The following is a 20,974-nucleotide window of genomic DNA, read 5'->3' on the forward strand; positions in this document are numbered from 1 at the left end:
CTCGGTTATCGGCCCTGAGAACGACCGGCGCCGCCTACGCGCCGAGCGCGTCCTCCAGCAGCTGGAGGGGGTGTTCGATCTCGTAGCCGGTGCCGTGTTCCATCTGCATCGCGCAGGTCGGACACTCCGTCATCCCGACCTCGCCCTCGGCGTCCTCCATGTGTTCGAACATCTCCGCGCCGATCTCCATCGACTTCTCGTACTTCTCCTCCTTCCAGCCGTAGGTGCCGGAGATGCCCGAACAGGAGTCGCCGACGTCCTCCATCGTCACGCCGTCGACGTCGCGGAACGTCTCGACCGCCTGCCGGGAGAGCCCCTGGTTGCGGGCGTGACACGGCGCGTGGTACGCGAACGCGCGCTCGTCGTCGAGCCCGCCGGCCGCGTCGAGTTCGCCCTCTAAGTCCTCGTGGATCCGGAGGTACTCCAGCGCCTCGAAGGTGTGCTCGGCGAGGTCCTCGATCCCGTGGAGGTCGAACAGCTCGGGGTACTCCTGACGCAGCGACATCGAGCAGGAGGTACAGGAGGCGATCACGTCGGCGCCCTCGCCGATGGCCTCCACGAGGTTCTCGACGTTCGTCTCGGCGTGGCGGCGCGCGTCGTCCAACATCCCGTTCGCGAACATCGGCGTGCCCGAACACTTCTGGGGCGGCACCATGACCTCGTAGCCGAAGTGCTCGTAGACGCGGACCATCGCCTTACCGACCTCGGGAGTGTTGTAGTTGGAGTAGCAGCCGTGGAAGTACGCCACGCGCTTGTCGGGGTTCTCCACCTGCGCCCCGCCGCGCGCCTTCCACCATTCGCGGAACGTCTCCGTGGCGAACTCGGGGAAGTCGCGCTCCTTGGGGATCCCCATCACCTTCTCCATCGCCCACCGCGCGGGCCCGAAGTTCATCGCGAACGACGCCGTCCGCGGGAACTTGCTCGCGAGGCTCGCCGACGTGCGGTAGTTGGCGAGGATACGGTTCCGAATGTACTCGACGGAGAGCTTCTCCATCTGCCGCTCGACGAACTGCCCGCGCGCCTCGTTGTGCATCTGCGAGAGCGGCACGGAGGAGGGACAGGCGTCGTCGCAGCGCATACAGTTCGAGCAGGAGGTGATCGACTCGTCGATGTCGTGGTCGTCCTTCCGCTTGAGCCGCCACTGCTCGGGGCCCTGGAACTTCGGGCCGGGGAACTCGTCGTCGACCTCCGCCACCGGACAGGAGGTGTCGCAGCTCGTACACTTGTAACAGGAGTCGGCCCCCTCGCGGAGGTCGAGGTCGCCGCCCGGGAACACGTCGACCGGGTCGTACGCGTCCGGATCGAGCTCGGTCGAGTCGGTTCCGCCGGTCGCGCTCTCGCCCCCGCCCGACGCGCTCTCGACGCCGCCGTCGGTGGCGGCGCGCTCCGCGGCGCCGACGGCGTCCGCGTCCGAGGCCGCCTCCGCGCCGCCGTCCGGGACCTCCCCGTCGTCGGGGACGAATATCGACGGCTGCTCGTCGCGTCCGGCCTCGGGGACGCCGGGAGTCGGCTCACCGCAGCCGCAGCCTCCGGAGCCGGCGTTCTCTCCGCCCCCGTCGCGCCAGCCGCTCGGTTCGCTCGTCCCGTTCGAATCCCCCGCGTCGCCGTCGTCCTCGGTGTGTCGTGTCATTGGTTCGCCTCCGTCGCCGCCTGCCGCCCGGCCACGAGGCCGGTCGCGAGCGACACCCCGCTCGCGGACTTCTCTCTCGCCGCGTCCGCCCCGCCGACGACGCCGCCGGCCGCGAACACGTTCTCGTACTCTACCGCCCCGTCGGCGTCCGTGGGCCGACACCGCTCGTCGGGCCGGACGCCGAAGCGCGCGTACGGCTGGTCGCCGAACGCGTCGTCGACGAACCACTCGTACCGGTCGTCGGGCTGTTCGACGTGGAGGTCGAACACCGGCTCCCGGACGCCCTCGCGGTCGGAGTCGAGCCCCTTCCCGACGAGGCCGCCGGTCGCCAGCACGAACGCGTCCGCGCCGTACGGCGCCGTCCGCCCCTTCCGGTCGACCGCGACCGCCTCGACCCGGCCGTCGCTCGCGGACTCGACGCCGACCACGGGGTTGCCGGTCTCGAACCGGACGCCCTCGGCGTCGAGCGCGTCGAACAGCCGGTCCTCCAGGCGGAGGCCGGGGAGGCTCGGCGGGCCCATCGGAATCTCGAAGACGTCGGCGCCGAGGCGGTCGGCGAGCTCCGCGCGGACCTCGTCGCCCTCGTCGTCGCCGAGGAACGCCGGGAAGCCGACGCGCTCGACGCGGTCGACGCCGCCCGACTCGTCGACCACGTCGTGGAGGTGCGGCGAGACCGCCTTCGCGAGCGCCTCGCGGGCCGGCGTGCCGTCTATCTCCTCGTCGTGGTCGAGCGCCTTCGCGAGCCGAGTGATCTTCGCGTCGGCGCGGAACGCCTCGGCGAACTCCACCTCGGCGCCGGCGACGTCAAACGGGACGCCCGCGGCCTCCAGCCGCCCCGCGAACGCGCGCGCGTCGTACTCCGTGAGCGACCGGAAGCCGACGACCAGCATCGGCCGGTCGTCGCTGGCGAGTCCGGCCTCGGCGGCCGCGGGGTACCGCGCCGTCGGCTTCACCGCGCCGCCGAACGTCGGTACGAGCGCGTTGCGGTCGGTGTGGCCGCCGCGGTACGCGTCGCCGACGAGGTCGTCGAACAGGTCGAGCCCCTCGCGGAGCGCGTCGGCGCCGACGACCCGGTAGGGATGGCTCTCGGGGAGCCGGTCGATCCCCTCGAACGGGTCCGCGAGCGGCCCCTCCGGGTCGGGCCACTCGTCGGGGTCGAGCTCGCGGCCGGCGGTCGGCGGCCCGTCGCGCAGCGGCTTCGCGGGCTCGGTCGCCGGGACGTAGCCGAGCGCGTCGATCAGTCCCGAGGCCTGCCGCAGCGTGCTCGCCTTGTGGGAGACGAGCCGCACGTCCGCGCCCTCGCGGGCCGCCGACACCGCCGCCGTGACCGCGGCGAGGCCGCCGCCGACCACGAGGACGTCGCTGGTTATCGCCATCAGCGCCCCCCGTCGGTGGTCGCGTCGTCATCTGCGCGACCCCCGTCGGTGGCCGCGTCGTCATCTGCGCGACCCCCGTCGGTGGCCGCGGTCCCCGCTTCTCCTCCCGAACCGTCGGCGTCGGCCGCACCATCGTCGGCGCCCGCGTCGAACGCAGCGAAGTCGACCTCGCCGTCGAGGTTCGCGGGGTCGCCGTCGCGGTTCATCGTCGTCGCGTGGAGCATGTGGTTCAGCATCGCCTGCGAGAGCTGCTCGCCCCACAGCGCGTGGCGCTGACCCTTCCACCGCTCCTGATACAGCTCGTCCTCGGCGTCGCGGACGACCGGCTCGGGATACTCCTCGGCCAGCTCCGCGGCGATCCGGTGCGTACAGAAGCCGCCCTGGCAGTTCCCCATCGAGGCGCGGGTCCGCAGGCGGACCGCGTTGAGGTCGGAGCCGGCCTCGCCGATCGCGTCCTGAACTTCGGCGCGCGTCACGCTCTCGCAGTTACAGACGATCGGGTTCGGGTCGTACTCGTCGAGCACGTCGTCGGCCCGGGAGCCGAGCCGCTGGCCCGAGCGCCGTGCGACCGGCGAGCGGAGGCCGAACTCGTCCATCAGCTCCTCCATGCGCGCCTCGCTCTCCGAGCCCGGCAGCGGCGCCTCGGCGGTGTCGCAGGTCGCCTCGTGGCCGAGCGTCTCGCAGACGTGGTCCGAGATGGACTCGGCCATCATCCGGTAGGTGGTGAGCTTCCCGCCGACGATGGTGGTCATCCCCGGGAGGTCGTCGCGGTCGCCGTGGTCGAGGAGGAAGTAGTCGCGCGTGATGTCCGTCGGGTCCTCGGTGCCCGTTCCCGGGGGCTCGTAGAGGGGGCGGACGCCCCAGAACGAGCGGAGCGTCCGGGCGTCTTCGAGGGCGGGCACGAGCTCCGAGAGCGTCTCGATCATCAGGTCGACCTCCCACTCCTCCTCGGGGTAGTCCTCGGGGTCGTCGACCTCCTCGTCGGTCGTACCGAGGATACAGGCCGTCTCGTGGGGGACGATGATGTCTGCGTCGCCCTTCGGCCGGCACCGGTTGATCACGGTGTCGACCTGCCGGGTGTTCATCACCGTCATCACGCCCTTCGAGGGGCGGACCTCCACGTCGACGCCGGCCATCTCGCCGACGTTGCCCGCCCACGCGCCGGTCGCGTTGACCACGTGGCGCGCGCGGATCTCCTCGGTCGTCCCGGGCTCGCGATGGACGCGTTTCCCGGGGCCGGTCTCGTGTTCGATCTCGACGCCGACGACCTCGCCGTCCTCGACGAGCACGTCGGTCACCGGGGCGTGCGTCTCGACCCGCGCGCCGTGCTCGCGGGCGTCGGCGGCGTTGGAGACGCAGAGGCGGAAGGGGTCGACCGCGCCGTCGGGTAAGGCGATCGCCTTCTCCACGTCGCGCGCGAGGTACGGCTCGCGGCGCCGCGCCTCCTCGCCGTCGATCACCTCGACCGGGATGTCACACGCCTTACACCCCTCCAGCTTCTCCTGGAAGTACTCCTCGGAGTCCTCCGGTCGCTTGACGAACAGCCCGCCGGTCTCCTCGACGCAGTGACCCGCGATGTCGCGGAGGACCATGTTCTCCTCGATACACTCCTTCGCGCTCTTCCGGTCCGAGACCGCGTAGCGGCCCCCGCTGTGGAGGAGGCCGTGCATCCGTCCGGTCGTGCCGTGCGTCAGGTTCCCCTTCTCGACGAGGACCGTATCGAGCCCGCGCCGCGCCAGGTCCCTGACGACGCCGCACCCCGTCGACCCCCCACCGACGACGACGACGTCCACTTGTCTGTCCATGCGAGGCCCTTGGACCACGACCACTTTACTTTACCTCCCGAGGCGTCCTACCCATAACTATCAGGGTCATTCAAGTAGTGTAATCGCTGTCGGTGCCGGTGCGTTTATATACTATACTTTTTCACTCCCGCCGGCATCCGGATTTTAACAGGAAGATTATTATGGTAGTACATTATGTTCACGATTGGCGTGGTAGCTTCCGTGAAGATATGTCGCGGCGGCGTCGATACGCCTCGCGGCCGCCTCGGGTCGGCTCCGGACGGGTCTGACCGAGCGGACGCGCGACGCGACAGCGGACGCGGCGTCGGGATCGCTCTCGACGGCGAGTGCGACCCGGCCACCGCCGCGCACGGACCAGCGCCACAGGAGGGATCCACAACATGACACAGTACGTCGGTGCGATAGACCAGGGGACGACCGGCACCCGATTCATGGTGTTCGACCATGAGGGCCAGGTCGTCGCGAACGCCTACGAACAGCACGAACAGATCTACCCGAACCCGGGCTGGGTCGAACACGACCCGATGGAGATCTGGGAGAACACCCAGCAGGTCGTCCTCGACGGCCTCGCGGACGCCGGGCTGGAGGCGGACCAGCTCGAAGCGATCGGCATCACCAACCAGCGCGAGACGACCATCGTCTGGGACAAAGACTCCGGGCGACCGGTCCACAACGCCCTCGTGTGGCAGGACCGGCGGACGACCGACCGCGTCGAGGAGCTCCAGGAGGCGGACAAGATCGAGGAGATCCGCGAGAAGACCGGCCTCGAGGCCGACGCGTACTTCTCCGCGACCAAGACCGAGTGGATCCTCGACAACGCGGAGCCGCTCAAGATGCAGAGTTCCCGCGGGGGCGACCTCCGCGACCGCGCCCGCGCCGGCGAGCTGGTGATGGGCACCATCGACTCGTGGCTCATCTACAACCTGACGGGCAACCACATCACTGACGTCACCAACGCCTCCCGGACGATGCTGTACAACATCCGGGACCTGGAGTGGGACGACGAGCTGCTCGACGAGTTCGACGTACCGAAGGAGATGGTGCCCGAGGTGCGCCCCTCCTCAGACGAGGACTACTACGGTCACACGGACCCCGACGGCTTCCTCGGCGAGGAGGTGCCCGTCGCGGGCGCGCTCGGCGACCAGCAGGCCGCGCTGTTCGGCCAGACCTGTTTCGACGAGGGCGACGCGAAGAACACCTACGGCACGGGCTCCTTTTACCTGATGAACACGGGCAACGAGGCCGTCGAGTCCGACCACGGGCTCCTCACCACGATCGGCTTCCAGATGTCCGGCGAGCCCGTCCAGTACGCGCTGGAAGGCTCGATCTTCATCACCGGCGCCGCGATCGAGTGGCTCGAGGACGTCGACCTGATCAACAACGCGGCCCAGACCGCGGAGCTGGCGCGCTCGGTCGACTCGACCGACGGCGTCTACATGGTCCCGGCGTTCACGGGCCTCGGCGCCCCGCACTGGGACGGCCGCGCCCGCGGCACCATCGTCGGGATGACCCGCGGCACGAGCAAGGAGCACATCGTGCGGGCGACGCTCGAATCGATCGCCTACCAGACCCGCGACATCGCCGAGGCCATGGAGGCCGACTCCGGCGTGGAGACGACGAGCCTCCGCGTCGACGGCGGCGCGGTGAAGAACAACTTCCTCTGTCAGCTCCAGTCCGACATCATCCAGACCGAGATCGCGCGGCCTGAGGTCGACGAGACGACCGCGCTCGGCTCGGCGTACGCCGCCGGGCTCGCGGTCGGCTACTGGGACAACGTCGACGAGCTGCGCGACAACTGGCAGATCGACCGCGAGTTCACGCCCGAGAAGGACCAGGCGGAGGTCGACAAGCTGTACAGCCGCTGGGACGACGCGGTCGAGCGCTCGAAGAACTGGGCGATCGACGAGGAGGACGAGTAAATGAACGAGCTCCTCCTCCAGATCCCGGTCCTCGGGATCGAGGTCAAGCTGTTCGTCATGCTGCTCATCACCGCGCTGGCGGGCGGCGCGTTCGGGGCCGCGATCGGCGCGCTCCCGGCGTTCATCTTCACCGGGTTCGTCGTCTTCCTCGGCGAGGGTATCGGCATCCTTCAGCGACAGATCGGCGCGATCGAAGGCATCCCCGCGGGCGAGCTCGCCGCGGGCATCACCGGCGTCATCGGGTTCGGTGCCATAACCGGCCCGCACATCGCGTTCGCGGGCGGCGTCGCCGCCTCGGCGTACGCGGGCAAGAAGTACCCCGACATGAACCCCGCCGACGGCGGATATCACTTCGGGAAGGACATCACGTACGCGTTCGGCACGAAGCCGGACATCCTCGCCGTCGGGGCCGTCTTCGGCGTGATCGGGATGCTGCTCACCCGCGTGCTGAACGGCGTCTTCATCAACGTCATCGGGATGACGCCGCCGACCGACTTCATCGCGGTGTCGGTGTTCGCGACCGCGTTCCTCGCCCGCCCGGTGTTCGGCTACCCGATCGTCGGGAAGCCGGCCGGGAAGGGGCTGCTCGACATGTCGCCGTTCGAGCGCGGCGACATGCATCCGCAGGCCGACGGCGGTCCGGAAGAGCACGCCGGCCGGCCGGCGACCGAGCCGTGGCTCCCCCACCAGTACAAGTGGTCCGGCGTCGCCGCCATCGGCCTCGTCGGCGGTATCCTCGGCGGGTACATCTACCTCCAGACGGGGAGCATCTTCCTCGGCTACGGCATCTCGGCGATCAGCCTGCTGTTCCTGAACCTCGGCGTCGAGAAGATCCCGGTGACACACCACATCACCCTGCTCGGCTCCGTCGGCGCCGTGATCGGCGTCGGCGCGTTCGGGGACATCGGCGCGGTGACGCCGCTCGCGTCGGTCGGGACGAGCGGCGCCGTCGTCGCGCTGCTTGCCGGCGGCGTCCTCGGGGCCCTCAGCGGCCTCGTCGGCGAGGTCACCCAGCGGCTGTTCTACTCGCACTCAGGGACCCACGTGGACCCCCCGGCGATGGCCATCGCGATCATGATGCTCGTCGTGGGCGTCCTCGCCATCCTCGGCATCCTGCCGAACGCCGGGTACCTCTGAGACCGCTCGCGGGAGCCGACGCCGCGTCGGCTCTCCCGTAGCGGCCTGGGACCGTTCCGCACGCGAGACACCCTCCGACCAAGCCGCCGGATACCAATGAGACCAGACCGGACACGCGAACGCCGAGGCGCTCGGTTCGAGAGCGACGGCCGTCGCTCGGCCGGCGTCGCCGCCGCTCGCGGCCGCTCCGTCGCTCCCGACGCACCCGCCGGTCCCGACGCCCCTGCCGCCGACGCCGGTCCCGACCGCGATCGACCGCGCACCGACTCCGCTTCGTGCCAGTTTTGTTCGGCTGTCTCGGAGGGTCGGCCGTGAACATCGACGACCGGATCGAACGGCGGCTCGGCTACGACGCCGGCATGAGCGTTCTCGCCGACTTCGAAGCCGTCTCACCGGTCAGACACGTCGACTCGCCGGTCGGCCGCGGCCCGGCGATAGAGCGGCTCCTCGACGTGTTCGAGCCCGCCTTCTCCGGCTCGCTCCCGCCGAGCGTCTACGTGTACGGCCCGAAGGGGAGCGGGAAGTCGGCGGTCGTCTCCGCGCTGTTCGACCGGCTGGCGAGCCACAGCGGTCCGCGGCGCGCCATCCAGACGACGACGCGGGCGGTCGAGCCGACGATCCCCGGGTTCGTCTACGTCGACGCTCGGAAGGCGTCGACCCGATTCCGGCTGTACCACGCGATGCTGGCCGCGATGAGCGACGACCCCGTCCCGGACCACGGGATCGGGACCGAGGAGCTGGCCGACTCGCTGCGCGACGCGATGCGCACGGGCCCCGACCTCGTCGTCGCGGTCGACCACACGAACGAGACCGAGACGCCGACGGCGGCGACGCTGATCGACTGGCTGAACGACGTTGGCGATCGGGTCACGCCGGCCTGTATCGGCCGCGACCCGCCGGACGCGATCGACTGGGAGCCCGAGACGACCGTCGAGTTCGCGAAGTACCGCCGGCACGTGCTCGTCGAGCTGCTGACGAGCCGGTGTTCGACCGGGCTCGGCCGCGAAGCGCTCTCGCACGACCAGATCCGCGAGATCGTCGAGTGGGCCGCGGGCGACGCCCACGACGCGCTCGCCGCCGTAATGGGCGCGGCGGTCAACGCGGAGCGGGTGGGGGCGTCGACGGTCCGCTCCGGCGATGTCGACGCCGGTATCGACGGCGTGCCCCGCCCCTGCGTCGCGCTGGGGCGGGTGCTGGCGCTCCCCGAGAGCCGCCAGCGCCTCCTCTACGAGCTCGCCGGGCTCTCCGAGGAGGAGCGGTCGACGGTCGGCGTGGCGACCGAGGCCATCGCCGCCCGCCCGGGCGTCGACCTCTCGGCGTCGACGGTGCGGCGCGTGCTCTACGAGCTGGCCGACGCCGGCCTGCTCGAACGCGTCACCGTCCATCAGAGCGACGGCAAGGGGCGCCCCCCGAGCCGGCTCGTGCCGCTGTTCCCGACGGTCGTTTTCCGCGAGCTGTTCGAGCGACGCGTCCGGACCGGGTAGCGGCCAAAGGGGGCGACCCAACCGGATCAACAGCAGCGATACGTTTTTTAAAGGACGTAAGTGACAGCGGCAATTGCTTATAAATGGACGCGGTGGCGTGTGCCTGCGAGTGGCCGCCACCGGCGGCCGCGAGTCAGCACGCGCGAGGGAGTCGGTCGCCGAGCGAAGCGACGGCGACCGACGAGGCTGGGGAGGCGTGAGGTCGGTTGCGGTGCGTTCCCGCGAGCGAAGCGAGCGGGAACACGGAAGTCGCAGCCCGCGCAGCGAAGCGAGCAGGAACGTCTTCCGGTGGGGTGGGACTCAAAGGGGCAGCCGCGAGGACGAAGCACGGCGACGTAAGCACCGCAGGAACGAGCGAAGCGAGTGACGAGGAGCGTGGTTCGAGACGCCTTCGGCGTCTCGTCATCCCGAAAATCGGAGATTTTCGGGCGACAGCGAGCCGCGCGAGTCCTCGCGGCTGGGGCTTTGGAGGTGTTCGTCGCAGACCCCAAATCAACTATTTATAAGCGAGCGGCTGGGTCTTTGGAGATGTTCATCGTAGACCCCAAATCAACCATTTATAAGCGAGCGGCTGGGGCTTTGGAGGTGTTTGCCGCCGATCTGCCAGCAACTATTTATAAATAAGCGACTGGGACTTTAGCAACGTTTGTCGCGAATTCACGATCTACTTATAAAAACCATCCAGTCGCTCCCTCGAGGTACCAGAGCCGATCGAACGGAAGACAGTTGTCGCCGAGTCGTCGACTCGCGGGTATGGTTCCGCCCCTCGCGCTCGACATCGACGGCACGCTGACGACGCCGACCGGTCGGATCGACCCGCGAGCCTTCGAGCTGCTGCCGGACTGGGACGCGCCGATAGTCTTCGCCACCGGGAAGGCGTTCCCGTACCCGGTCGCGCTCGCGCACTTCCTCGGCCGCGAGGAGACGGTGATCGCGGAGAACGGGGGCGTCGCGTACGTCGACGGCGAGACGACGCTCGTCGGCGACCCGGACGCAGCCCGGGCCGTCGTCGAGGCGTTCCGCGAGCGCGGCGGCGAGGTCGGCTGGGGCGACGGCGACACGGTGAACCGCTGGCGCGAGACGGAGGTCGCGGTCTCGCCCGACGCCGACGAGGCCCTGCTCCGCGAGGTCGCCGCGGCCGTCGACGACGTGGAGGTCGTCGACACCGGCTACGCCTTCCACGTCAAGTCGACGGGCGTGAGCAAGGGGCGGGCGCTCCGCGTCGTCGCCGACGCGCTCGGTCTCGCGGCCGACGAGTTCGTCGCGGTCGGCGACAGCGAGAACGACGTCTCGACGTTCGGCGTCGCCGGCGAGTCCTACGCGGTCGCCAACGCGGACGCCGCCGCGCGCGAGGCCGCCGACGCGGTGCTCGACGAGGGGTTCATGGACGGGACGGTCTCGGTGCTCGAAAGACTGCGCGAGCGCGGCGAGTAGGCGCGGCGTCTTCTTCCCGCTCACTCCCCGCCGTAGGGGTACCGCGCCGTCGCCCCGCACTCCAGGCAGCGGACGACCACGCGACCGGGTCGCGTCCGGACGCGGCTCGTCCTTCCGGGCCGGAGGTAGACGGCGCAGTCGTCGCAGGCGCGCCTGGAGAGCTCGGAGGGAACGCCACAGCGGTTGCGCTCGGCGATGCGGCGGGCGCGGGCGACGTACTCGCGGGCGCGGTCGTACTCGTCGTCGACGACCGCCTCGCGGGCGAGGGCGAACAGCCGCTCGATCCGCTCCGACGGGATGCCCATGTCACGGAGGGCGGCGCGCGGCGGCAAAGAGGTTGTTATCCGGAGCGGTCGATCCCGCGGGGCCCTCCGTTCAGACGTTCCGCGAGCGGCGCCGTCAGGACTCGCGCCACTTGTGGCCGCACTCGACGCAGGTGAACAATCGGACCTCGTAGGAGCCCCCCGGCTTCGGCAGCATCTCGTAGCGGGCCCGGTCGCCGTCGCAGCCGTCCGCCGGACAGGGCTCCCGCGTCGTCTCGGCGGAGCCGTCCGTCGCGTCGGCCACGGCGGGCGCCCCGTCGTCCCGTTGCGCGTCCCGCGTCGCCATCGCCGCCTCGTCTCCCGAGTCACGCGGCTCCTCGCTGTCGCAGGAGCGACACACCCACGCGTCCCCCTTGGCGTACATCGTCGACCCGCACTCGTCACAGAACCGCATAAAACCGACGTACGCGGACGGGTGACAAATACGTTAGCTTCCGAGCCGCCGCGACCCGCACGCTTTTTTATCGGTCCAACCCAACCGAGCGGTATGAAGGAATCCCTGATGGACGTGATCTGCTGTCCGCTCGACAAGGCGGCCCTCGAACTCGACGTCGACGACGCGGACGACGAGGAGATCCTCGCCGGGACGCTCACCTGTACGGAGTGCGGCGAGACGTACCCCATCGAGGACGGGATCCCGAACCTCCTCCCGCCGGACATGCGCGAAGAGGCCGCGGCGTAGCGGACCGCGATCGACCGGCCGCCGCGGAACGAGTCGCTCCCGCGCGCCCTCGGAAGCCCTCACTCGTGTGAATCTTTTTTTAGTACGGGGTCGTGGTCCCACCCGTGCCGACACTCGACGTCGAACTGAACGGGGAGGCGGTCCACGACATCGACGCCCCGGACTCGTTCGTCACCGACGGCCCGTTCCCGGTCGTGCTCGAGAACAGCGGGCGCTCGACGCACGTCCACCTCCACTTCGACGACGAGCTCGACCGGGTGGCCGCGCTCGACGAGGGGAACCACTTCGTCGCCGACGAGGCCACCCGCCACGTCCACGTCTCGACGGCCGCCGTCGACGAGGCCGTTCGCGGCAAACTGAAGATCGTCACCGGCTACGGGTCGAACACGACGTACGTCGACGTTCGGGTCGACCCGTCGCCCGAGGCCCCCGAGGAGGCGGTCGCCGTCGACGAGGAGCTCTCCGCCTCTCCGGAGCGCACGCCGGAGCCGCCGGCCCGACAGCGCGCGGTGAACGGCCTCGACCGCCTGGTACAGCGCGGCGGGGTCGCGGGCGCGGTCTTCGGGCTGGTCGCGGTCGGCGTCGCGGTCGCGGTCGCGGTCGCCGTCGACAGCGCCGTCGTCTGGCTCGCGGTCGGGCTCGCGCTGATGGTCGCGTTCGGCGCGGCGCTGCTCGCGCTGACGTGAGGCGACGGGCGTGTCCGCCCCGCGGCCTCCGCCGGCTCGACTCCGCTGTTTCCAGCGGCTCGTCCCTCTCGTCTCGCACCCCCCGTCTCGCACCCCCCGTCTCGCACCCCCCGTCTCGCACCCCCCGTCTCGCTCCGGATCCGCGCGCTTTTAACCGTCCCACCGGAACGAGACGCCATGAGCTTCGAGAAGGAAGACGAGGTCGTGCTCCACGACAAACACAGCGAGTACGACGGCGAGACGGGGACGATTACGCAGGTGATGGAGACGATGTTCGGCGACGCGACGTACACGGTCAGCTTCGAGGATGGCCAGGAGACGGGCGTCCCGGAGGACGCGCTCGACGCCGTCGAGAGCGAGGAGTAACGCCGCCCCCACTCGTACCGCATGCCGAAAGTCCCCTTCCACTACGTCGACCTCCGCGCGTTCTCGTACGCCACTGAGGACGTGAAACGCGTCGAGCAGGCGCTGTTCTCCCTGCTGCCCGACGACGTCGAGCTCGAACGCGTCGAGAACGTGGGGCATCACGGGGACCGGATCGTCGTCCTCTCGGCGCGCGTCGAGCGGGCCGACGAGATGCGACACGTGCTCGACCGGCTCTCCGAGCTGGAGGACCTCGACCGCGTTCTCGACGAGCTCGACGAGCGCGTCGACGACAACTGCGCGCTGTTCCTCCGCCTCGACAAGCAGGCGGCGTTCCGCGACGAGGTCCGGCTCGGCCCGGGGCTCACCGTCCGCACGAAGGTGGAGGCGTACCCGGCGAAAAAGGAGAAGGCGGTCGCGAACGCCCGCGAGACGCTCTCGCGGCTCGCGGACGAGGACTGAGCGCGCCCGACCGCACCCGCGTGCGGTCGACCGCCGACGGCCGCGCGAGGCCGCGCTCTCCCGGTCGCGTGTCCGGCCCGCACCCGCGGCGTGACTTTTTCACCCGCCCCGTCGATGTCCGGCTATGAGCGATCCGTTCGTGGTCGTCGGCGCCGACGCGGCGGGGTTGAGCGCGGCCAGCAAGTTCCGGCGCGAGGCGCCCGACCGCGAGGTCGTCGTCTTCGAGAAGGGCCGGTGGATCTCGTACGCCTACTGCGGGATGCCGTACTTCATCGCGGGCTACGTCGACCGCATGTCGAACCTCCTCTCGCTGTCGCCGAGCGACGTCGACGAGCGGGGGATCGACCTCCGTCGGGGTAGCGAGGTCGTCGCCGTCGACCCCGACGCGAAGCGCGTCACCGTCGAGACGGCCGACGGCGACCGCTTCGAGCAGGCGTACGGCGACCTGCTCGTCGCCACCGGCGCGCGCGCGACGACCGGTCCCTTCGACGTGCGCGGCGTCGACGGCGCGTTCACGCTCCACGACATGGACGCGGCCGCCGCCATCGACGCGTACGTCGCCGATCCGGACGCCTACGACCCCGAGCGCGCGGACGTGAGCGCGGTCGACCGCGAGCGCGTCGAGCGCAACGCCGCGATGCCGGCGCCCGAGACCGCCGCGGTCGTCGGCGGCGGGTACGTCGGCGTCGAGGTCGCGGAGGCGCTGACCGAGCGCGGGCTGGACGTCCACGTGTTCCACCGCTCCGGCCACCTCCTCTCGCCGTTCGGCGAGACTGTCGGGAACCGCGTCGAGGCGGCCCTCGAAGCCGAGGACGTCACGGTTCACACCGACTCGCCGGTCGAGGCGCTCGTCGGCGACGACCGGATCGAGGCGGTCGAGGTCGGGGGCGACCTCGACGGGACCGTTCCCGAGCGCTTCCCGGTCGATATGGCCGTCGTCGGCGTCGGCATCCGGCCGAACACCGACCTCCTCGACGGCACCGGCGTCGACCTCGGACCGGGCGACGCGGTCCGCGTCGACGACCGCGGCCGCACCAGCCTCCCGGACGTGTACGCCGCGGGCGACTGCGCGACCGCCCGCCACGCGGTGACCGGAGAGCCCGACTGGCTCCCGCTCGGCCTCACCGCGAACCGTGCCGGGCGCGCCATCGGTGCGACCGTCGCCGGCGACCCGACGCCCGTCGGCGACATCGCGGGCACCGCGGCCGTGAAGGCGTTCGACGCCGAGGCCGCCCGTGTCGGGCTACTCGACCCCGAGAAGGCCGAGGCGGCCGGCTTCGACCCGGTGGACGAGACGGTGACCGCCGGCTCGCGCTCCGGCTACTACCCGGGCGCGGCCGAAACCGACGTGACCCTCGTCGCCGACCGGGACACCGGGCGTCTGCTCGGCGGGAGCATCGTCGGCACCGACCGGGCCGCGGTCCGGATCGACACGCTCGCGACCGCGATCGAGGCGGACATGACCGTCCCCGAGGTCGAGCGCTTGGACCTCGCGTACGCGCCGCCGTTCAGTCCGGTGTGGGACCCGATACTCGTCGCCGCGAAGGTGCTGAACGGGAAGCTCAACGAGTGAGGCGGTTCGGGTCGCGACGCTACCGCGACGCGGCGATCCGCGAGAGGAGGAAGCCGACGACCGCCGACGCGGCGCCCACCGCGACCGCGACCGCGCCGGCGAGCGCCAGCGGGGCCGTGAACGCGGCGGCGGCCGGGGCGCCGGCCGCGAGCGGGAGGAGGTACGGCTCCGGTCCGAGCTCCCGAAGCAGCGTCCCCGCGAACGGTCCGTAGGCGAGCAGTATCGCCGGGAACGCGCCGCCGCCGGTCGCGGCGAACGCGACCGCGCCGATCGCCGTCACCGCGGCGAGGACGCCGGTGGTCTGCGCGCTTCCGACGCCGGCCGCGGCCGTCACGTCGAACGCGACGTACGACAGCGCGAGGCCGACCGCGCTCCACACCGTCGCCCGCTCGAATCCGGTCTCGCCGAGGGCTATCCGTCGGAGCGCCGCGCGTCGAGACGCGGCCGCGCCGCCGTCGCTCGCGCCGTCCGCCGTTCGCTCGTCGCTCGCGTCGTCGCCCGTCATTCCGGTCGCGTCGCGCCCCGCCCCTCGCGGTCGGGGGTGAGGTTACCGTGTTCGTCGATCTCGCCCGCGACGATCCGCGTCGAGGAGATGCGCTCGCCGTCCTCGGCGATCACGTGGTCGACGACGACCAGATCGAGCGGGTCGCGGCCGCGCTCGGCGCGGATCTCGTTGATCCGCTCGCCGCCGGCCTTCGTCTCGGGGGAGACGATCAGCGCGTCGAACTCCGGTTCGACCGCGATGCCGGTCGGCTCCGTCAGTTCGCGGATCTCGTACTCGCGCCCGTGCGCTTCGGCCCGCGGGGCCAGCTCCGCCTCCAGGTCGCGCTCGCGCCGGTCGTAGGGGCGGACGTACCGCTCGACGTGTCGGGTCTCCGGCGCCAAGTCGTCGGAGGTGAGCCCGACCGTGACGTCACCCAGCTCGAACGCCCGTTCGAACAGCTTGCGGTGGCCGTCGTGAACGGGATCGAACGTACCCCCCAGCGCGACGTTCATGCCTCTCCGTTGCGCGGGTCGAACTTAAAACGTCCCGAACCGCGGTCGGGCGGTGCGCGGTCGGTGCCGGCCGAATCAGTTCGTCGGCTCGTCGCCGTCCGCGTCGTCACCGTCCGCGTCGTCGTCACTGTCCGCTTCGTCGCCTCCGGTGTCTTCGCCGCCTTCGGCTTCATCTCCGTCAGATGCCTCGTCGTCGACGCCGTCGCCGTCCTCGCCGTCGACGGATATCTGGACCGGTTCGGTGTCGCCGTCGGGCGACTCGCCGCCGAGCCGGCGGTCGAGGTTGAAGACGGCGTTCAGCTCGGCCTGGACGTCGCCGACGACGGTGCGGACCAGTTCGCTCGGCGCGATGGCCTCGTACTCGTAGGGGTTGTTGCCCGCCCCCTCCGCCTTCCGCTTGCCGCGCTCGACGGTCCCCTCGTCGTGGAGCTCGGCGAGCGCCTCGCGGACGGTGCTGGGGTACAGCCCCGTGCCGTCGGCGACCTCGTCGCTCGTGCTGTGGGGGTTATCGCGGAGGTAGACGTAGATGCGCGCGCGGGTCTCGGTGTCGAGCAGCCACGCGAGCAGGTCGACGACGTTGTCGTCGAACCCCTTCACCGCCCTGTCCGCGCCCTCGCCGAGCCGCTCTTTCGTCTTCCGAAGCTCCTCGCGGGTCCGGTCCGTCGGCGACTCCTCCGGGTCGTCTCCCGGCTCGGTCGGTGAATCGTCCGTGGTCATGCCGGAAACTGGGGGCTACGCGGCCAAAAGCGTTTCTCGTCGCTTTCGTTCCGACGGAACTCCCGGGAGCGCCCCAGAGGCGTTCGATTCCGGGGTTAGGGGCTCACGAGGAGGTCCGAACGCAGCGCGTCGGCGCCCTCCTCGTCGCGGATCCGGCGCTGGCGCGCGGCGCCGCTCTCCGCCTCGTACACCTCGCGGATACCGTCGACGCCGAGCCGGTCGCACTCCGCCGCGACGACCTCGCCGAGCGCGGTCGTCCCCTCGCCGTCGCGGTCGACGAACGCGGCCTCGTGGCCGTGACGGATCGCGCGCCACTTGTTCTCGTCGAGCAGCTCGCGGCGCAGCGTCGACGGCGACTCGCCGTCCTCGTACCGCTCGGCGTAGTCGACGACCAGCGCGCGGACGTACTCGGCGAGCGCGAGCGTGACCTCGGGGTCGCGCTGCGCGTCGGGCGCGCGAACCTCCACCGTGCCGTGGCCCGTGTGGGGGCGCACGTCGAACCACAGCTCGCCGCGGTCCGCGATGGAGTCCGTCTCGACCATCCGGCGTTCGTACCGCTGGAACGCGTCGAAGTCGTCGAACGCCGAGGGGATCCCGGTGTTCGGGAGGTTCTCGAACACCTTCGCGCGGGCCGAGGCGAGTCCGGTGTCGAACCCGTTCCAGAACGGGGAGTTCGCGGACAAGGCGAGCAGCACCGGGCAGTGCCACCGCAGGCGGTTCGCGACCCAGACGGCCTTGTCCGCGTCGTCGACGCCGACGTGGACGTGGAGCCCCGCGGTCGTGTTCCGGTGTTGCGGGTACTGGATCCGGTCCAGCTGGGCCTGATACCGCGGCTTCCGAACGTGGTCGAGCTCGCGCCACTTCGCCGCCGGGTGGAGGCCCGCGGCCGCGATCTGATACCCGTCCGCGGCGGCGTGGTCGACGAGCGCCTCGCGGACCGTCGCGAGCGCGTCCGCGGCGTTCGCCGGGTCCTCGATCAGTTCCGTCTGCGCCTCGATGGTACACTCGAACAGCTCGTGGTCGAACCCCTCCGGCACCGCCGCTGGCGGGTCGCGGCCGTACACGAGGTCGTCGGTCCCGGACGTGGGATTGCCGTCGGCATCGACGATGTAGAACTCCTCCTCGATGCCGAGCGTCCCCATCCGGGAGAACGCGTCCCGCGAACCGAGTTCCATTACGCCTCCGTTCCGCCCGCGCGGTCTTATATGGATTGGAACCCGAAACGGAGCGCCGGTCTCGCGAGCGACTGCTTAAATTAGTCGTCGAGCTCCTCGGCGACGGAGTCCGGAACCGCGTCCGGGCCGCCGGCCGCGGCGTCGGCGATGTCCGCCTCCTCCGGGCTTTCGGCCTCCGACGCGAACTCGGGGTCGAACAGCCGGAGCGCGGTCCGGATCGTCTCCCAGTCGTCCTCGCCCGCGGCGTCGCGGAGCGAGCGCGTCGGCGCCGCGAGCAGCTGGCCGACGAGGGCGTCGGCCAGGTCCGCGACCGTCTCGCGCTGCTCGTCGGTCAGGTCGCCCTGCGCCTCCAGCTTCGACATCGCGCGGTCGAGCTCGCGGGCCTTCACCTGGTCCGCGCCGGCGTACATCGCCGAGATCGCGTCGTCGGCGCGCTTCCGCTTGTACGCCTCCAGGATGCGGTCGAGCTCCTCGTCGATGATCGACTCGACCTTCCGGGCCTCCTCCGCGCGGCTCTCGCGGGTCCGCCGGGTGACGTCCTCGAGGTCGTCGATGTCGTAGACGGTGACACCCTCGCGGGCGCCCGCCGCGGGGTCGACGTCGCGCGGCTGCGCGATGTCGATACAGACGAGCCGCCCCGCGCCGTCGACGTACGAGGGGTGGACGACCAGATCCGGGCTCCCGGTCGCGGTGACGACGAGGTCGGCGTCGGGGATGATCGCGGGGAGGTCCGCGAGCGACACCGCCTCCGCGGGGGTGTCGACCTCCTCGACGACGAACTCCGCGTGCGGCACCGTGCGGTTGGCGACGACGATCTCCGAGACGGCGGTGTCGTCGAGCGTTCGAGCGGCGAGCGTTCCCATCTCGCCGGCGCCGACGACGACGGCCGTCCCGTCTGTCAGGTCGATCTCGCCGGCCGCGAGCCGGACGGCCGCGGAGCCGAGCGAGACGACCCCCTCGTTGATCTCGGTCTCCGTCCGCGCGCGCTCGCCGACGTGGAGCGCCTTCGTCACGGCGTCCTTGAGGACGGGGCCGATCCCGCCCGCGGACTTCGACTCCTCGTAGGCCTCCCGCAGCTGGCCGATGATCTGGTCCTCGCCGAGCACGAGCGACTCCAGCCCGGAGGCGACCCGCATCAGGTGTTCTAAGCTCTCCTCGTGGTCGAGGCGGCGGACCGCGCCGGCGCGCACCTCCGGCGCGAACGTCGACAGCGCCGTCGCCCCGTCGACGGTCCGGTCCGTGACGACGTACGCCTCCGAGCGGTTACACGTCTGGACCGCGAACGCCTCCTCGACTCCTTCGCGCGCGAGCAGGTCGGAGACGGTCGCGCGGACGCCGTCGCCGCCGGCGGCCTCGATCTCGTCGACGGTCGCGTCGGCGTGGGCGACGCTCGCGCCGGCGATCGCACCCGTCTCTCTCATCGGTCGAGTACCTCCTCGATCACGGTGTCGGCCTCTTGCCGTCCGTTGGATCTCCCCTTTTGTAAACCCTTCCAAACCCCCCGGGATCTGACAACGCGCCGGACCGCTTCCCGCCGCGTTTCGGGGTCGACACCCTCCGATTTCAGCTCCTCGCGGATCTCCCCCGAGAGCGCAGCCATCTCGCCGGCCCCCTCGATCTCGGCCTCGATCCGCTCCCGGAGCGCCTTCGCCAAGGCGGGGCTCGTGCCCCCCGTCGAGAGCGCCACGGTCACCGGCTCGTCCTCGACCGTCGCGGGCACCACGACGCTGCCCGGATCGCGGCCGCCGGAGACGTCCGTCCGGTTGACTAAGATTCCCCGATCGAGCGCCGCGGCCTCGACGGCGGCGTTGACCGCGGCGTCGTCGGTCGCCGCGACCGCGAGCGCCGGGTCGAGCCGGTCGAGCCAGTCGGGAATCTCGTCCGTGTCCGGAGCGGCGCGGACCAGTTCGACCGGCGGCCCGTCCGCACCGTCGCCGTCCGCGCGCCCGTCCGCCTCGCGCCCGTCCGCGAGCGAGCGCAGCCGCTCGTCAAACTCGGGGCTGACGACGACGATCCGGCCCGCCTCGTCGAACCCGGCAGCCTTTCGCGCCCCCACGGAACCGCCGCCGAAGACGGCGACCGTCTCGCCCGCGAGGTCGTGGTACAGCGGAGTCACGCCGTGTTGCTGTCCGCCCGGTCCGCGATGCGGATCCCGGTCTTCTTCAGGATACGCGTCGAGAACAGCGTGTCCCAGTCGTCGGCGCCGACGTCCCAGTACTCGTCCATCAGCTCCCGCACCTCCGCGATCCGGCGCTCGCTCTCCGCCTCGGTGCGGCCGTGCGTCATCGCGAAGAAGTTGTACTCCCAGACGCCGGCGTGGCGCGGCCGCTCGTAGCAGTGCGTGACGAAGTCCAAGTCAGCGACGGCGGGGCCGACCTCGTCTAAGACCTCCTCGGGCACGTTCCAGACCGTCATCCCGTTCTCCGTGTAGCCGAGCGCGTAGTGGTTCGGGATGACGCCGACGCGGCGCACCTTCCCCTCCCGCTCGAACCGCTTGACCGTCTCGATCACCCACCCGACGTCGGCGCCGATCGCGGCCGCGACGTCCGCGTACGGGGTCTCCGTCACCGGGAGCCCGCCCTGGATCTCGACGATCAGGTCGCGCTCGTCGGGGGTGAGCGTCTCCCGGTCGCTCGGTTCCACGGTGGGCCCGAGGTCCGACAGGTCCACGTCGCCGTCGGGGACCGGTCCGTCGACGAGGAACTTCGCGCCGACGTGGAACTCCCGGAGCTTCGGGAGGTTGTACGTCTCCTGGCCCGTCGCGGCCTCGATCTCTTCGAGCACCTCCTCGACGCGGTCGCTCCCGTCCTTGTCGGGGTCCGGGTGGTCGGCGACGCTCACCACGAACCACATGTTGAGGTGGGGGTGCTCCCGCTCGTAGTTGTGCGCCACCGCGGTGAACTCGTTGACGGTCTCCGCGATCTCGTCGTAGCGGTCCTCGGGGGCGTGCATCGCCACGAGCGACGCCGCGCCGCCGATCTCCTCGGCGTTGACGAGCGCGCCGAACCGCGAGAGGATTCCCTCCTCGTCGAGTTCGCGGACGCGCTCGCAGAGCTCCGGGCCCGTCACGTCGACGCCGCGCTCCGCGAGCGCGGCCGCCGCGGCGTCGAAGGGCCGTTCCGCGACCGGGAACCCGCCCTGGAACGCGTTGATGATCGCGCGGTCGAGCGCCGTCAGATCCGCGTCGACCTCTCGCATGGCGCGACCTCGGG

At 70.9% G+C, this 20,974-nt stretch carries 21 protein-coding genes; 9 read left to right on the forward strand and 12 right to left on the reverse strand.

What is annotated here, in order from left to right:
• Positions 1-34: 34 nt before the first annotated feature.
• From CPZ01_RS02790 to glpA, 3 genes are read right to left on the reverse strand one after another with little or no spacing between them, the layout of a single operon-like run.
• A complete protein-coding gene (locus tag CPZ01_RS02790) occupies positions 35-1,630 on the reverse strand; it encodes an anaerobic glycerol-3-phosphate dehydrogenase subunit C (RefSeq protein ID WP_096393329.1) in 1,596 nt (531 codons plus the stop codon).
• The gene (gene glpB / locus CPZ01_RS02795) at positions 1,627-3,006 is read right to left on the reverse strand and encodes a glycerol-3-phosphate dehydrogenase subunit GlpB (protein WP_096393330.1); all 1,380 of its coding nucleotides are present in this window, start codon (positions 3,004-3,006) and stop codon (positions 1,627-1,629) included. The genes CPZ01_RS02790 and glpB overlap by 4 nt, the downstream gene beginning before the upstream one ends.
• Positions 3,006-4,811 (reverse strand): anaerobic glycerol-3-phosphate dehydrogenase subunit GlpA, encoded by a 1,806-nt coding sequence (gene glpA / locus CPZ01_RS02800; RefSeq protein WP_096393331.1) that lies wholly within the window; start codon positions 4,809-4,811, stop codon positions 3,006-3,008. Before glpA ends, glpB begins: the two co-directional genes overlap by 1 nt.
• A gap of 380 nt (positions 4,812-5,191) precedes the next feature.
• On the opposite strand from glpA, the gene glpK reads away from it, so the two are divergent.
• The 4 genes from glpK to CPZ01_RS02820 all read left to right on the forward strand — a co-directional run bounded on the left by glpK (position 5,192) and on the right by CPZ01_RS02820 (position 10,785).
• Positions 5,192-6,730 carry a glycerol kinase GlpK gene (gene glpK, locus CPZ01_RS02805; protein WP_096393332.1) on the forward strand — a complete coding sequence of 513 codons (1,539 nt, stop codon included), beginning with the start codon at positions 5,192-5,194 and terminating at the stop codon, positions 6,728-6,730.
• Positions 6,731-7,867 carry a hypothetical protein gene (locus CPZ01_RS02810; RefSeq protein ID WP_096393333.1) on the forward strand — a complete coding sequence of 379 codons (1,137 nt, stop codon included), beginning with the start codon at positions 6,731-6,733 and terminating at the stop codon, positions 7,865-7,867.
• A 311-nt stretch (positions 7,868-8,178) separates the two neighbouring features.
• Entirely contained in the window at positions 8,179-9,351 is a 1,173-nt protein-coding gene (locus CPZ01_RS02815) for a Cdc6/Cdc18 family protein (protein ID WP_096393334.1), read from the forward strand.
• A 753-nt stretch (positions 9,352-10,104) separates the two neighbouring features.
• Entirely contained in the window at positions 10,105-10,785 is a 681-nt protein-coding gene (locus CPZ01_RS02820; RefSeq protein ID WP_096393335.1) for an HAD-IIB family hydrolase, read from the forward strand.
• A 20-nt stretch (positions 10,786-10,805) separates the two neighbouring features.
• Here CPZ01_RS02820 and CPZ01_RS02825 read toward each other — a convergent pair whose 3' ends face one another.
• Both CPZ01_RS02825 and CPZ01_RS02830 read right to left on the reverse strand, forming a co-directional pair.
• Positions 10,806-11,090: a ribonuclease P protein component 4 gene (locus tag CPZ01_RS02825; protein WP_096393336.1), complete on the reverse strand. Its 285-nt coding sequence runs from the start codon at positions 11,088-11,090 to the stop codon at positions 10,806-10,808.
• Positions 11,091-11,184: 94 nt separating this feature from the next.
• Positions 11,185-11,502 carry an RPA12/RPB9/RPC11 RNA polymerase family protein gene (locus tag CPZ01_RS02830; protein WP_096393337.1) on the reverse strand — a complete coding sequence of 106 codons (318 nt, stop codon included), beginning with the start codon at positions 11,500-11,502 and terminating at the stop codon, positions 11,185-11,187.
• 93 nt (positions 11,503-11,595) lie between these two features.
• Here CPZ01_RS02830 and CPZ01_RS02835 point away from each other — a divergent pair, with 93 nt between their 5' ends.
• The 5 genes from CPZ01_RS02835 (at position 11,596) to CPZ01_RS02855 (ending at position 14,874) form a co-directional block, all read left to right on the forward strand.
• Entirely contained in the window at positions 11,596-11,790 is a 195-nt protein-coding gene (locus tag CPZ01_RS02835; protein WP_186814974.1) for a methytransferase partner Trm112, read from the forward strand.
• Between the two features lie 104 nt (positions 11,791-11,894).
• Positions 11,895-12,476 carry a DUF7524 family protein gene (locus tag CPZ01_RS02840; RefSeq protein ID WP_172863922.1) on the forward strand — a complete coding sequence of 194 codons (582 nt, stop codon included), beginning with the start codon at positions 11,895-11,897 and terminating at the stop codon, positions 12,474-12,476.
• 177 nt (positions 12,477-12,653) lie between these two features.
• On the forward strand, positions 12,654-12,842 hold the full coding sequence (locus CPZ01_RS02845) for a hypothetical protein (RefSeq protein ID WP_004050211.1): 189 nt from the start codon (positions 12,654-12,656) through the stop codon (positions 12,840-12,842).
• Between the two features lie 21 nt (positions 12,843-12,863).
• Entirely contained in the window at positions 12,864-13,301 is a 438-nt protein-coding gene (locus CPZ01_RS02850) for an RNA-binding protein (protein WP_096393339.1), read from the forward strand.
• A gap of 124 nt (positions 13,302-13,425) precedes the next feature.
• Complete coding sequence (locus CPZ01_RS02855; protein ID WP_096393340.1) at positions 13,426-14,874, forward strand: FAD-dependent oxidoreductase; 1,449 nt, start codon at positions 13,426-13,428, stop codon at positions 14,872-14,874.
• 19 nt (positions 14,875-14,893) lie between these two features.
• On the opposite strand, the gene CPZ01_RS02860 is transcribed toward CPZ01_RS02855, so the two are convergent.
• The 7 genes from CPZ01_RS02860 to ahbB all read right to left on the reverse strand — a co-directional run bounded on the left by CPZ01_RS02860 (position 14,894) and on the right by ahbB (position 20,960).
• Complete coding sequence (locus tag CPZ01_RS02860; RefSeq protein WP_096393341.1) at positions 14,894-15,379, reverse strand: hypothetical protein; 486 nt, start codon at positions 15,377-15,379, stop codon at positions 14,894-14,896.
• Positions 15,376-15,870 (reverse strand): phosphopantetheine adenylyltransferase, encoded by a 495-nt coding sequence (locus CPZ01_RS02865; protein WP_096393342.1) that lies wholly within the window; start codon positions 15,868-15,870, stop codon positions 15,376-15,378. The genes CPZ01_RS02860 and CPZ01_RS02865 overlap by 4 nt, the downstream gene beginning before the upstream one ends.
• Positions 15,871-15,945: 75 nt before the next feature.
• Positions 15,946-16,587 carry a winged helix-turn-helix domain-containing protein gene (locus CPZ01_RS02870; protein WP_096393343.1) on the reverse strand — a complete coding sequence of 214 codons (642 nt, stop codon included), beginning with the start codon at positions 16,585-16,587 and terminating at the stop codon, positions 15,946-15,948.
• A 95-nt stretch (positions 16,588-16,682) separates the two neighbouring features.
• Entirely contained in the window at positions 16,683-17,762 is a 1,080-nt protein-coding gene (locus CPZ01_RS02875; RefSeq protein WP_096393344.1) for a glutamate--cysteine ligase, read from the reverse strand.
• Between the two features lie 80 nt (positions 17,763-17,842).
• Positions 17,843-19,183 carry a glutamyl-tRNA reductase gene (gene hemA, locus CPZ01_RS02880; protein WP_096393345.1) on the reverse strand — a complete coding sequence of 447 codons (1,341 nt, stop codon included), beginning with the start codon at positions 19,181-19,183 and terminating at the stop codon, positions 17,843-17,845.
• Complete coding sequence (locus CPZ01_RS02885; RefSeq protein WP_096393346.1) at positions 19,180-19,878, reverse strand: precorrin-2 dehydrogenase/sirohydrochlorin ferrochelatase family protein; 699 nt, start codon at positions 19,876-19,878, stop codon at positions 19,180-19,182. Before CPZ01_RS02885 ends, hemA begins: the two co-directional genes overlap by 4 nt.
• Complete coding sequence (gene ahbB / locus CPZ01_RS02890) at positions 19,875-20,960, reverse strand: siroheme decarboxylase subunit beta (RefSeq protein ID WP_096393347.1); 1,086 nt, start codon at positions 20,958-20,960, stop codon at positions 19,875-19,877. The genes CPZ01_RS02885 and ahbB overlap by 4 nt, the downstream gene beginning before the upstream one ends.
• Positions 20,961-20,974 lie beyond the last annotated feature (14 nt).

Origin of the sequence: Halorubrum trapanicum, assembly GCF_002355655.1 — an archaeon.
Lineage (GTDB): Archaea > Halobacteriota > Halobacteria > Halobacteriales > Haloferacaceae > Halorubrum > Halorubrum trapanicum_A.